13 protein-coding genes are annotated in these 11,861 nt (G+C 49.0%); 9 read left to right on the forward strand and 4 right to left on the reverse strand.

Translation table 11 applies throughout. The features are described from left to right. The first annotated feature begins 156 nt into the window (after positions 1-156). Together rlmJ and gorA are read left to right on the forward strand one after the other, a co-directional pair. Complete coding sequence (gene rlmJ, locus FEK66_RS06900; protein ID WP_130209162.1) at positions 157-999, forward strand: 23S rRNA (adenine(2030)-N(6))-methyltransferase; 843 nt, start codon at positions 157-159, stop codon at positions 997-999. Positions 1,000-1,070: 71 nt separating this feature from the next. Beyond that, positions 1,071-2,423 (forward strand): glutathione-disulfide reductase, encoded by a 1,353-nt coding sequence (gene gorA, locus FEK66_RS06905; RefSeq protein WP_000160811.1) that lies wholly within the window; start codon positions 1,071-1,073, stop codon positions 2,421-2,423. A gap of 53 nt (positions 2,424-2,476) precedes the next feature. On the opposite strand, the gene dinQ is transcribed toward gorA, so the two are convergent. Beyond that, a complete protein-coding gene (gene dinQ, locus FEK66_RS06910; RefSeq protein ID WP_001295215.1) occupies positions 2,477-2,560 on the reverse strand; it encodes a damage-inducible type I toxin DinQ in 84 nt (27 codons plus the stop codon). Positions 2,561-2,587: 27 nt separating this feature from the next. On the opposite strand from dinQ, the gene FEK66_RS25615 reads away from it, so the two are divergent. The 6 genes from FEK66_RS25615 to FEK66_RS06935 all read left to right on the forward strand — a co-directional run bounded on the left by FEK66_RS25615 (position 2,588) and on the right by FEK66_RS06935 (position 7,150). Beyond that, positions 2,588-2,761, forward strand: a complete 174-nt coding sequence (locus tag FEK66_RS25615; RefSeq protein WP_165383351.1) for a hypothetical protein — start codon at positions 2,588-2,590, stop codon at positions 2,759-2,761. Between the two features lie 543 nt (positions 2,762-3,304). Continuing rightward, positions 3,305-3,658, forward strand: a complete 354-nt coding sequence (gene arsR / locus FEK66_RS06915; RefSeq protein ID WP_130260989.1) for an As(III)-sensing metalloregulatory transcriptional repressor ArsR — start codon at positions 3,305-3,307, stop codon at positions 3,656-3,658. Positions 3,659-3,712: 54 nt separating this feature from the next. Then, entirely contained in the window at positions 3,713-5,002 is a 1,290-nt protein-coding gene (arsB, locus tag FEK66_RS06920) for an arsenite/antimonite:H(+) antiporter ArsB (protein WP_135495289.1), read from the forward strand. A 12-nt stretch (positions 5,003-5,014) separates the two neighbouring features. Continuing rightward, positions 5,015-5,440 carry a glutaredoxin-dependent arsenate reductase gene (arsC, locus tag FEK66_RS06925; RefSeq protein WP_138211428.1) on the forward strand — a complete coding sequence of 142 codons (426 nt, stop codon included), beginning with the start codon at positions 5,015-5,017 and terminating at the stop codon, positions 5,438-5,440. A 454-nt stretch (positions 5,441-5,894) separates the two neighbouring features. Beyond that, on the forward strand, positions 5,895-6,464 hold the full coding sequence (gene slp / locus FEK66_RS06930) for an outer membrane lipoprotein Slp (protein ID WP_130209172.1): 570 nt from the start codon (positions 5,895-5,897) through the stop codon (positions 6,462-6,464). Between the two features lie 155 nt (positions 6,465-6,619). Continuing rightward, positions 6,620-7,150 (forward strand): LuxR C-terminal-related transcriptional regulator, encoded by a 531-nt coding sequence (locus FEK66_RS06935; protein ID WP_130209174.1) that lies wholly within the window; start codon positions 6,620-6,622, stop codon positions 7,148-7,150. A gap of 61 nt (positions 7,151-7,211) precedes the next feature. Here FEK66_RS06935 and chuS read toward each other — a convergent pair whose 3' ends face one another. From chuS to FEK66_RS25620, 3 genes are all read right to left on the reverse strand, one after another. After that, positions 7,212-8,240, reverse strand: coding sequence for a hematinate-forming heme oxygenase ChuS (chuS, locus tag FEK66_RS06940; RefSeq protein WP_135490472.1), 1,029 nt, complete (start codon positions 8,238-8,240; stop codon positions 7,212-7,214). A gap of 48 nt (positions 8,241-8,288) precedes the next feature. Continuing rightward, the gene (gene chuA, locus FEK66_RS06945; RefSeq protein WP_130221299.1) at positions 8,289-10,271 is read right to left on the reverse strand and encodes a TonB-dependent heme/hemoglobin receptor ChuA/ShuA; all 1,983 of its coding nucleotides are present in this window, start codon (positions 10,269-10,271) and stop codon (positions 8,289-8,291) included. A 415-nt stretch (positions 10,272-10,686) separates the two neighbouring features. Continuing rightward, positions 10,687-10,887, reverse strand: coding sequence for a hypothetical protein (locus tag FEK66_RS25620; protein ID WP_165383169.1), 201 nt, complete (start codon positions 10,885-10,887; stop codon positions 10,687-10,689). Positions 10,888-10,942: 55 nt separating this feature from the next. Between FEK66_RS25620 and shuT the strand changes: the two genes are divergently transcribed. After that, complete coding sequence (gene shuT / locus FEK66_RS06955) at positions 10,943-11,857, forward strand: heme ABC transporter substrate-binding protein ShuT (RefSeq protein ID WP_135495331.1); 915 nt, start codon at positions 10,943-10,945, stop codon at positions 11,855-11,857. The last annotated feature ends 4 nt before the right edge of the window (positions 11,858-11,861 follow it).

Consider the following 11,861-nt stretch of genomic DNA (forward strand, 5'->3'; position numbering starts at 1 on the left):
GGCGCGTAATGGCAATAGCATGGGGTTAAGTGTAGTGAATTTCAATGAGAAACGTTACGCTTTCGCGGCGGCGGCCTCTTTTCGGTATACTGTCCAGATACGCTTTTGTGCGCCCCAAATACGGGCCGATTTTTACTTACCGGAACACCTTTACCCATGCTCAGTTATCGCCACAGCTTTCACGCTGGCAACCACGCCGACGTCCTTAAACATACCGTTCAGAGCCTGATCATCGAGTCGCTGAAAGAGAAAGATAAACCGTTTCTCTATCTCGACACCCACGCAGGCGCCGGGCGTTATCAGTTAGGCAGCGAACATGCCGAGCGTACCGGCGAATATCTCGAAGGTATCGCCCGTATCTGGCAGCAGGAGGATTTGCCTGCGGAGCTGGAGCCGTACATCAATGTGGTAAAACACTTCAACCGTAGCGGTCAGTTGCGTTACTACCCCGGTTCGCCGTTGATTGCTCGCCAGCTACTGCGCGAACAAGACAGCCTGCAACTGACCGAGCTGCACCCGAGCGATTACCCGTTGCTGCGTTCTGAATTTCAGAAAGACAGCCGTGCGCGCGTGGAAAAAGCCGACGGTTTCCAGCAGCTTAAGGCCAAGCTGCCGCCGGTTTCCCGCCGAGGTTTAATCCTTATCGACCCGCCGTATGAAATGAAAACCGACTATCAGGCGGTGGTCAGCGGGATAGCAGAAGGTTACAAACGTTTCGCCACTGGCACTTACGCATTGTGGTATCCAGTAGTGCTGCGCCAGCAAATTAAGCGCATGATCCACGACCTGGAAGCGACCGGCATTCGCAAAATTCTGCAAATTGAACTGGCGGTGCTGCCAGACAGCGATCGCCGTGGCATGACCGCTTCCGGCATGATTGTGATTAACCCGCCGTGGAAGCTGGAACAGCAGATGAATAACGTGCTGCCGTGGCTGCACAGCAAACTGGTTCCGGCTGGCACCGGGCACGCCACCGTAAGCTGGATCGTGCCGGAGTAATTGCAGCCATTGCTGGCACCTATTACGTCTCGCGCTACAATCGCGGTAATCAACGATAAGGACACTCTGTCATGACTAAACACTATGATTACATCGCCATCGGCGGCGGCAGCGGCGGTATCGCCTCCATCAACCGCGCGGCTATGTACGGCCAGAAATGCGCGCTGATTGAAGCCAAAGAGCTGGGCGGCACCTGCGTGAACGTCGGCTGCGTGCCGAAAAAAGTGATGTGGCACGCGGCGCAAATCCGTGAAGCGATCCATATGTACGGCCCGGATTATGGTTTCGATACCACTATCAATAAATTCAACTGGGAAACGTTGATCGCCAGCCGTACCGCTTATATCGACCGTATTCATACTTCCTATGAAAACGTGCTCGGTAAAAATAACGTTGATGTAATCAAAGGCTTTGCCCGCTTCGTTGATGCCAAAACGCTAGAGGTAAACGGCGAAACCATCACGGCCGATCATATTCTGATCGCCACCGGCGGTCGTCCGAGCCACCCGGATATTCCAGGCGTGGAATATGGTATTGATTCCGATGGTTTCTTCGCCCTTCCTGCTTTGCCAGAGCGTGTAGCGGTTGTTGGCGCAGGTTACATCGCTGTTGAGCTGGCGGGCGTGATTAACGGCTTGGGCGCGAAAACGCATCTGTTTGTGCGTAAACATGCGCCGCTGCGCAGTTTCGACCCGATGATCTCTGAAACGCTGGTTGAAGTGATGAACGCCGAAGGCCCGCAGCTGCACACCAACGCCATCCCGAAAGCGGTGGTGAAAAATGCCGATGGCAGCCTGACGCTGGAGCTGGAAGATGGTCGCAGTGAAACGGTGGATTGCCTGATTTGGGCGATTGGTCGCGAGCCTGCCAATGACAACATCAACCTGGAAGCCGCTGGCGTAAAAACCAACGAAAAAGGCTATATCGTCGTCGATAAATATCAAAACACCAACGTTGAAGGTATTTACGCGGTGGGCGATAACACGGGTGCAGTGGAACTGACACCGGTGGCAGTTGCAGCGGGTCGCCGTCTCTCTGAACGCCTGTTTAATAACAAGCCGGATGAGCATCTGGATTACAGCAACATTCCGACCGTGGTCTTCAGCCATCCGCCGATTGGTACTGTTGGTTTAACGGAACCGCAGGCGCGCGAGCAGTACGGCGACGATCAGGTGAAAGTGTATAAATCCTCTTTCACCGCGATGTATACCGCCGTCACCACTCACCGCCAGCCGTGCCGCATGAAACTGGTGTGCGTTGGACCGGAAGAGAAGATTGTCGGTATTCACGGCATTGGCTTTGGTATGGACGAAATGTTGCAGGGCTTCGCGGTGGCGCTGAAGATGGGCGCAACCAAAAAAGACTTCGACAACACGGTTGCCATTCACCCAACGGCGGCAGAAGAGTTCGTGACAATGCGTTAAATGTTAAAGGGCTAAGAGTAGTGTGCTCTTAGCCCTTAATTACGTTTCCGCTATCAGTTCAGAAGCTGAAGCAGAAAGCGGATCAGTTCCAGCAGCGCAATTAACGCCCCAAGAACGATGATTGCTTTATCAATCACCCGTTTTCTCCATGCGATGGAGTGAGAATGCATCCGCTTACTCATCCACTGCCTGTCACGGCGCATACCCCATTGTTAGATAATGGCATTCTCACTCCGGCCAGAGCATCAGTTAACGGCACCACCCGTACCACTGATCAGGACTTTGAAAGCGTTTATGCGCATTGCCAGAGTGAAAATGCCTCAGAGCTAACTGGATAATCATACAGTGAAATTAGGCTAAATAACCAGCATAACCTTGCAATGTATCCTTTAAGGTAATAGCATGGAAAAGTTAGATGTGGGCATTCTCACTCCAGTCAGAGCCACCAACTCAGGGCTGAAGAGTAAAAAAACCGACGCAAAGTCGGTTTTTTTACGTCCTGATTCGGACAAGGCTTAATACGGCGATAATCCGGTGAAAGTATATAAATCATCTTTCACTGCGATATATACCGAAGTGCTCCCTCTGCCAGCTGAAGAAATAGCTAATTCTTGCAATGTTAGCCACTGGCTAATAGTATTGAGCTGTTAGATGATGGCATTCTCACTCCAGCCAGAGCCACCAACTCAGGCTGAAGAGTAAAAAAACCGACGCAAAGTCGGTTTTTTTACGTCCTGATTCAGACCGCCTTTCAAATGAATACCCAACTCAAAATTCACACCTATTACCATCTTCTGCACTTACACATTCATTAATTCATATATGTTTTTGACTTATCCGCTTTGAAGAGAGACACTGCCTGTAACAATCAGGAGCGCAATATGTCATTTATGTTACCCATCCAACTGTTCAAAATTCTTGCCGATGAAACCCGTCTGGGCATCGTTTTACTGCTCAGCGAGCTGGGAGAGTTATGCGTCTGCGATCTCTGCACTGCCCTCGACCAGTCGCAGCCCAAGATCTCCCGTCACCTGGCATTGCTGCGTGAAAGCGGACTATTGCTGGACCGCAAGCAAGGAAAGTGGGTTCATTACCGCTTATCGCCGCATATTCCAGCATGGGCAGCGAAAATTATTGAGCAGGCCTGGCGATGTGAGCAAGAAAAGGTTCAGGCGATTGTCCGCAACCTGTCTCGACAAAATTGTTCCGCAGACTGTAATAACATTTGCAGTTAAAAAATTTATCCAAACACATATGGATTTTCGCATGTGTTTTATCCGGGAGGCATTATGTTACTGGCAGGCGCTATCTTTGTCCTGACCATCGTATTGGTTATCTGGCAGCCGAAAGGTTTAGGCATCGGATGGAGTGCAACGCTCGGCGCAGTACTGGCGTTAGTTACGGGCGTGGTACATCCGGGTGATATTCCGGTGGTGTGGAATATCGTCTGGAACGCGACGGCTGCGTTTATTGCCGTCATTATCATCAGCCTGCTACTGGATGAGTCCGGCTTTTTTGAATGGGCGGCGCTGCACGTCTCACGCTGGGGCAATGGACGCGGTCGCCTGCTGTTTAGCTGGATTGTCCTGCTCGGTGCCGCCGTTGCGGCCCTGTTTGCCAATGATGGCGCGGCGCTTATTTTGACGCCGATTGTCATCGCCATGCTGCTGGCTTTAGGTTTTAGCAAAGGCACGACGCTGGCGTTCGTGATGGCAGCGGGATTCATTGCCGATACAGCCAGCCTGCCACTTATTGTCTCTAACCTGGTGAATATCGTTTCGGCAGATTTCTTTGGTCTTGGCTTTCGCGAATATGCCTCGGTGATGGTGCCGGTGGATATCGCCGCGATACTAGCGACCCTGGTGATGTTGCATCTCTATTTCCGCAAAGATATTCCGCAGAACTACGATATGGCGCTGCTAAAATCTCCCGTAGAAGCGATTAAAGATCCTGCTACGTTCAAAACTGGCTGGGTTGTTTTACTGCTTCTGCTGGTGGGATTTTTCGTTCTGGAACCACTCGGCATTCCGGTAAGCGCCATTGCGGCAGTGGGCGCGCTGATTTTGTTTGCGGTCGCTAAACGCGGTCATGCGATTAATACGGGCAAAGTCCTGCGCGGTGCCCCCTGGCAGATTGTCATCTTCTCGCTCGGCATGTATCTGGTGGTTTATGGCCTACGCAATGCAGGACTAACGGAATATCTTTCTGGCGTACTCAACGTGCTGGCAGATAACGGCCTGTGGGCCGCGACGCTCGGCACCGGATTCCTCACCGCCTTCCTCTCTTCTATTATGAACAATATGCCAACGGTGCTGGTTGGCGCATTGTCCATTGATGGCAGCACGGCATCTGGCGTTATCAAAGAAGCGATGGTTTATGCCAACGTGATTGGCTGCGATTTGGGGCCGAAAATTACCCCGATTGGTAGTCTGGCAACGCTGCTCTGGCTGCACGTACTTTCGCAGAAGAATATGACAATCAGCTGGGGATATTACTTCCGTACAGGAATTATCATGACCCTGCCTGTGCTGTTTGTGACGCTGACCGCGCTGGCGCTACGCCTCTCTTTCACATCGTAATGAGGTACTGATATGAGCAACATTACCATTTATCACAACCCGGTCTGCGGCACGTCGCGTAATACGCTGGAGATGATCCGCAACAGCGGTACAGAACCGACCATTATCTATTATCTGGAAACACCGCCGACGCGCGATGAACTGGTCAAACTCATTACCGATATGGGGATTTCGGTACGCGCGCTGCTGCGTAAAAACGTCGAGCCATATGAGGATCTGGGCCTTGCGGAAGATAAATTTACTGACGATCGGTTAATCGACTTTATGCTGCAATATCCCATCCTGATTAATCGCCCGATTGTGGTTACACCGCTGGGAACTCGTCTGTGCCGCCCTTCAGAAGTGGTGCTGGAAATTCTGCCAGATGCGCAACAAGGCGCGTTCACCAAGGAAGATGGTGAGAAAGTGGTTGATGAGGCGGGTAAACGATTAAAATAAACAAAGGGGGCGGCTGCGCCCTCTCATTATTGACAAAAAATACATAATTTCGATCGTGCAATTTCAGTAACTTATTGATATCCATGCAGGACGGATAAACAATGTTTTTTTAATGAACAGATAAAATGAGTCATATAATAAGTGTTTTTAAATTGAAGATCCCCAAAGTTAAAATTACGAATGGCTTGCATATCTAACATTTATAAACCATTATCATCACATCAATAACAATCTTTACACCATGTGCCATTAGAAATAAGAGCCGCCTTATAATATCCCATATTATAAGGCGACACATAATAACATCACACATCAATGCTTTCCGGATCTCATCTGCAAGGATATAAATATCAGACAGGTTTACGTTACTATCAGGCATATCACCTGAAAATCAGATGAAAACCATAAATAAATATCTATTATGGTTTTAACATTTGTTGATAAGGATAGTAACATGAACAAGTCAAAAGGTGCTCTCATCGTCAGCCTTGCATTATTGCTTGCCGCGTGTAGTTCTATTCCACAAAATATCAAAGGTAATAACCAGCCTGATATCCAAAAAAGTTTTGTTGCTGTTCATAACCAACCAAATTTATACGTTGGTCAGCAGGCCCGCTTTGGCGGTAAAGTCATTAACGTCATTAATGGCAAAACCGATACATTGCTAGAAATCGCCGTATTGCCGTTGGATAGCTATGCGAAACCTGACATTGAGGCCAACTATCAAGGGCGACTGCTCGCCAGACAAAGTGGTTTCCTTGACCCAGTAAACTACCGTAACCACTATGTCACCATCCTCGGAACCATTCAGGGCGAACAACCTGGCTTTATCAATAAAGTCCCATATAACTTCCTTGAAGTGAATATGCAGGGGATTCAGGTGTGGCATTTACGAGAAGTGGTGAACACAACCTATAACCTGTGGGATTACGGCTACGGCGCATTCTGGCCAGAACCCGGCTGGGGCGGCACTCCTTACTATACCGATGCGGTTAGCCAGGTAACGCCAGAACTGGTCAAATAACATTACCTGAAGATGCAGATATTGATGAGATATCTGCATCTTTGAACACATTCAATTAATGTACAGCAAGCTAATTAGTATAATTACAAGCTCTGACCTTTTTATTACCTTTGGCAACCTGATTATAAAATTAATGTTCGCAAAGGGAGTCGGTTATGTTTCTTATAATTACCAAAGACACCATGTTTTTCACCGCGATGAAAAATATTGTAAGTAAAGGTAATGTCGTTCATATACAGAACGAAGAAGAGATTGACTTAACGTTGCATCAGAATGCCTTAGTGATTATTGATACATTAATGAATAATGTATTCCACTCATCAATGCTCAACAAAATTGAACGCCTGCGGCCTGTTCATGTCATTGTTTTCTCGCCGTTTAATATTAAACGCTGTCTGGGGAAAGTTCCGGTAACCTTTGTCCAGAGAAATATTACGATTATTGACTTCATCGCACTGCTCAATGGCAGTTATTGCTCTGTACCTGAAGCAGACGTGTCACTCTCGCGCAAACAGCATCAGGTTCTGAGCTGCATTGCGAATCAAATGACGACAGAAGATATTCTGGGGAAACTCAAAATATCGCTGAAAACATTCTACTGCCATAAACACAATATTATGATGATCCTCAATCTTAAGCGGATCAATGAGCTGGTACGTCATCAACATATTGATTATCTGGTCTGAAATCTCCAGCTGATATTTATAAAGAGGCCCGGCGACAGCCAGACCTCCGGATAATGACTCGTTATGCAGCAACGCCTTCCTGCGTCAGCGCCGCAATCTGTTTACGCCATTGCGCCTGCTCCTGTTCCCCTTCAGTACGCTGACCATAAAGTTGCGCAATCTGCGTACCATCATGAGCAAACAGTTCCAGGCTGGTTACGTAGCCATCGCTGGTCGGTTTACGGGTAACCCAGGCTTCAGCAATGCTCTCTTCTAATAGATGAAGAGTAAACGTCGGGTTGAAAATATTCAGCCAACCTTTCATTAGCACCACTTTTTCTACCACACCCGTGAAAATCTGTACGCAGCCACGGTTGCCAACAAACACCATGATTTCATTGCCATCCTGCTGTGCAGATTCAAGAATTTGCGCCAGCGCACTACCAGGTACTTTGCAGGCCAAATCGTCTGCCACCAGATTGAACGCCTGCTGACGAGTCAGGTTGTGGCGCTTGAGCAACGTAAAAAACTGATGGACATCCGTCATCGCACGCCACTCTTGTTCTACAACACTGGCATCGACGTCGGTTTGTGCGACAGGCGCATCAACCGTTGTTAACTCAAGCGGCGTATTTTCCTCGACGGTAAAGCGTGCCAGAAGCTCATTCCATGCCGCCATATCGGTATTGTCGGTAGCATAAACTTTCAGTAATGCATCGCCCTGATGATCAAAGAACTGAATACTCTGACGTTCACCACGAGCCGTGTTTTCTTTTATATGGAAAACACTGGCCCACTGATTAAGAAACAGTCGCAAATCCAGCGCGCGCGGGTTGAGTATTAATCCGGCATGACCGTTCAAATGCTGGTTTGTGAACGAGCCAACTTGCTCATGGACTGCATATTCATTACGACAAATACATTTGGTTTCACCAACGCTTTCCAGCGCTGCCAGAATTTCACGAATATCGCCGCGCATCCGCCACGCGTCGTGAGTGACGCGCGCAAATGCCAGTTCTGCTTCGCTGATATTCATTAAACCTGCGATGTCACGCGCGTACTTTCCGGGATTTTGTTCTTTTAACTCAAGCCAGCGTGTGTAGTGGTTCATTGTCTCTCTTCCTTCCAGATAAATGCCCCGAAATATCGGGGCTGATGATTACCATTGATAACTCACGAAAATTTTGCCGTTACGTCCATCCTGTGGGATGCCCTGCGGCGACCAGTACTCTTTATCGAAGGCATTGCCCAATACCAGAGTCGTGGTCATGCCTTTGAGCGCCTGCTGCCCTTGATAACTGACGTAGAAATCATTCACGCCGTAGCCAGGTTGTTTGCTGTAGCTGCTGCTGATATGTGTTGAGCGATCGGCAAACGTACCTACCCAACCAACAGAGAAGCCACTGTGAGCGATAGGAATATTCAGGGTGCTGGTAACGGTATCCGGGTTAATGCTGGAGATATATTCCCCGGTATCAGTGTCTTTGCCGCGGGTACGGTTATAGGCCACATCAAGACTAAACAGGTCAGTGGTATATTTCGTCATCACATCCCAGCCCCAGATTTTGGCGTTCGGGACGTTATAAGACATGGTTGTCGCCGCCGCGAAATCGACGGTTGTGGAGATGTAATCCTTCGCTTTGGTATCAAAGTAGCTGGCTTTAAATTCCAGGGCATCATTGGACAACATCAGGTCATCAAAACGCAGCCCAAAGCCGTATTCCTGAGTTTCGTTGGTTTCCGGACGTAAATTCGGGTTTGGCACCCAATAGTTGGTATAGAAGCGACCAATCGAGAAGTGCTTAGAATCGTTGTACATTTCGCCCATCGTCGGCGCGCGGAATGCCTGGGCATATGAGCCAAATAACATCAGCCAGTTGGTCGGATTGATAGTCATCCCTGCACGAGACGACCATTTGTCGGCATCAACATCTTTGTAGCCGTCGCTGCTACCGCGATAACTGTCATAGCGGGTTCCGCCAAGCAGGGTAATCGGCAGATCGCGTAAGGTGATCTCATCCTGTAGCCAGCCGGAACTGAAATCAATTTTTGCTTGCGGGAAGCCCGTCGTCGCGCCGCCAGGATGCTGTTCCTGACGATAATACTCACCGCCATACGTCAGCAGGTGAGAGGCAAAACTCTCGGCAAACAGAGTGGAACGGTTCTCCAGTTTGGCACCTTTTGTTGTCTGTTCGCGATACTCACCGGAACTTCCCGTGTTTTGCGCATTAATACGAACTTCCGACCAGTAAACTTTTGCATCAGCATTTAACCAGTCGTTGCCCACTGGAGAGAGTTTATAAGAAAGCTGAGCATCACGTTGAATCGTTGAACGATCAACCATCGGATTACTGCTGTCAGACGCTTCAACGGTCTGCGGATTTTTTGGTTCGCGCGCGTCGTTATTGTAATAACGCACTAATCCGCTCAGAGCCTGGGCAGAATCAATTTGCCAGGTTCCTTTCGCCAGCATGTTATTAATAGCCTCATCATTCGGCGCGGTTTCGCCATTGCTCTGGCGTAAATCACCACGATCGCGACTGGACCAGGCCACAATACCATCCAGATTTTCCGTTCGCCCAAACGCGCTCGCGCCTAATCCCAGGCTATGGTCCCCCGTGCCACCGGTGCCAAAAACGCGAAAACCGCTGCTTTGTCCTTCCTGCAATAAATCTTTTGCATCGACCGTATCGTAGGAGATAACCCCACCCAGCGCGCCACTGCCATACAGTAATGCCGAAGGTCCACGGACAATCTCGACACGTTTGATCAGCGCCGGATCGAGGAAAGTCCCATTCAGGTGTCCGGTATCCGTTCCCTGACGAACGCCATCGACAAGAACCAGCACGCCGCGATGGTCATAACCACGCATATTTACATCCTGACCGTTGGTTCGTCCGGTACCATCAAGGGTAATTCCAGGAACATGACGCAGCAGATCGGTGGCTGAAGTCGCCGTTTGGTTTTCAGGAGCGGAAGTGTCGAGGACGCTGACCATCATTGGTGCTTCGAAGGAACTACGGGCATTCCCCGTTGCCGTAACGGTCATGGTTTCAGTAGCAAAAGCAAACGTTGGCAAGGTGGCAGAAACAGCCAAAGCCAACAAACTCAAGCGCAACGAGGTAAATTGCGGACGTGACATAGCGATTCTCCATGAGGAAAATAAAAAATGCTGGCTACCTGGATTAATACCGGGATGGCTGGCGAAAAATAAATTTATTTACAATTCAAAGCGATAATATTCGCGGGTGAGTTAACGGGCGTTTATATCCGGTGAAATTGCCTGGTATCCCGGACAATTCGCCCTCTTTGTCAGGCAAAGCGATATGCCGCATCTGGAGTGAAGAGCGCTGTGCGTTATCCCTTGCAAAAGCTATGATTTTGTTATCCATATAGTCATATTTTGTTAAAGCCAGACGTGATAATGAGAATTATTATCGATCAATTTTTTATGATCAAGCTTTTTTTTAACCGCCATTAACACAATAAACAGGGGGTTATGAAAGCTATCCTGTATCCAGAAAACCATTTTTTTCTTGTGGCATTCCCCCACGACCTCATAACGAAACATTGTCGTTAACCGCGATAATTTTCTCTTCTCTTTGCTCTGCAAGCCGCGATATCTCTGAGATCTCAGCTTTTTCCCGCCCTGAAATTTTGTCGGTAACAAGAACGTTAGCTGACGAAGCATCTTGATAAAAATCAAAAATAAATACGCTTGTAACGCCTTGCGTATTGAATCGACGGTTGTATTTCATATATAACTCAAATGATAATCATGATCATTCTCAATTCGATAAGAGTTCTCATATGATGCCAAGGATCACCAACAGGCCGTATCTTTTTTCCCCACTAACGTTATGTATTTCAGCCGTGGCCTCTGTCGCGAAGACTGCGGTAAAACGAAAAAAATTGTTTACGGCAGTACTGGCTCTTAGCTGGGCTTTTAGCGCAACGGCTGCCGAACGCATTGTGGTCGCTGGAGGATCACTGACGGAGCTAATCTACGCGATGGGTGCTGGCGAGCGCGTGGTGGGTGTCGATGAAACGACATCTTATCCCCCAGAAACCGCCAAACTGCCGCATATTGGCTACTGGAAACAACTCAGCAGCGAAGGCATTTTGTCACTTCGCCCGGATAGCGTAATTACCTGGCAGGATGCAGGACCGCAAATTGTGCTCGACCAGTTGCGGGCGCAAAAGGTCAACGTCGTCACTCTGCCGCGTGTACCAGCCACCCTTGAGCAGATGTACGCCAACATTCGCCAACTGGCAAAAACGCTACAGGTTCCTGAACAAGGCGAGGCGCTGGTGACACAAATCAGCCAACGCCTGGAGCGAGTACAGCAAAGCGTGGCGGCAAAAAAAGCCCCGATTAAAGCGATGTTTATTCTCTCTGCTGGCGGCAGCGCGCCACAGGTCGCCGGTAAAGGCAGCGTCGCAGACGCCATTCTGTCGCTTGCCGGAGCAGAAAACGTCGCTACCCACCAGCAGTACAAAAGCTACAGCGCGGAATCGCTGATTGCGGCTAACCCTGAAGTGATTGTCGTAACCTCACAAATGGTCGATGGCGATATTAATCGGCTACGTTCTATTGCCGGAATTACCCACACCGCCGCCTGGAAGAACCAGCGCATTATCACCGTTGATCAAAACCTGATTCTGGGAATGGGCCCGCGTATTGCTGATGTCGTTGAGTCTTTACACCAGCAACTTTGGCCGCAATAAACGG

The organism is Escherichia sp. E1130 (assembly GCF_005781065.1).
In the GTDB taxonomy this organism is placed as follows: Bacteria; Pseudomonadota; Gammaproteobacteria; order Enterobacterales; family Enterobacteriaceae; genus Escherichia.

What these genes read in the sequence shown, in the direction of transcription:
- rlmJ (WP_130209162.1), top strand. Translation starts at nt 157, where the DNA reads ATGCTCAGTTATCGCCACAGCTTTCACGCTGGCAACCACGCCGACGTC.
- gorA (WP_000160811.1), top strand. Translation starts at nt 1,071, where the DNA reads ATGACTAAACACTATGATTACATCGCCATCGGCGGCGGCAGCGGCGGT.
- FEK66_RS25615 (WP_165383351.1), top strand. Translation starts at nt 2,588, where the DNA reads ATGCATCCGCTTACTCATCCACTGCCTGTCACGGCGCATACCCCATTG.
- arsR (WP_130260989.1), top strand. Translation starts at nt 3,305, where the DNA reads ATGTCATTTATGTTACCCATCCAACTGTTCAAAATTCTTGCCGATGAA.
- arsB (WP_135495289.1), top strand. Translation starts at nt 3,713, where the DNA reads ATGTTACTGGCAGGCGCTATCTTTGTCCTGACCATCGTATTGGTTATC.
- arsC (WP_138211428.1), top strand. Translation starts at nt 5,015, where the DNA reads ATGAGCAACATTACCATTTATCACAACCCGGTCTGCGGCACGTCGCGT.
- slp (WP_130209172.1), top strand. Translation starts at nt 5,895, where the DNA reads ATGAACAAGTCAAAAGGTGCTCTCATCGTCAGCCTTGCATTATTGCTT.
- FEK66_RS06935 (WP_130209174.1), top strand. Translation starts at nt 6,620, where the DNA reads ATGTTTCTTATAATTACCAAAGACACCATGTTTTTCACCGCGATGAAA.
- chuS (WP_135490472.1), bottom strand. Translation starts at nt 8,240, where the DNA reads ATGAACCACTACACACGCTGGCTTGAGTTAAAAGAACAAAATCCCGGA.
- chuA (WP_130221299.1), bottom strand. Translation starts at nt 10,271, where the DNA reads ATGTCACGTCCGCAATTTACCTCGTTGCGCTTGAGTTTGTTGGCTTTG.
- FEK66_RS25620 (WP_165383169.1), bottom strand. Translation starts at nt 10,887, where the DNA reads ATGAAATACAACCGTCGATTCAATACGCAAGGCGTTACAAGCGTATTT.
- shuT (WP_135495331.1), top strand. Translation starts at nt 10,943, where the DNA reads ATGCCAAGGATCACCAACAGGCCGTATCTTTTTTCCCCACTAACGTTA.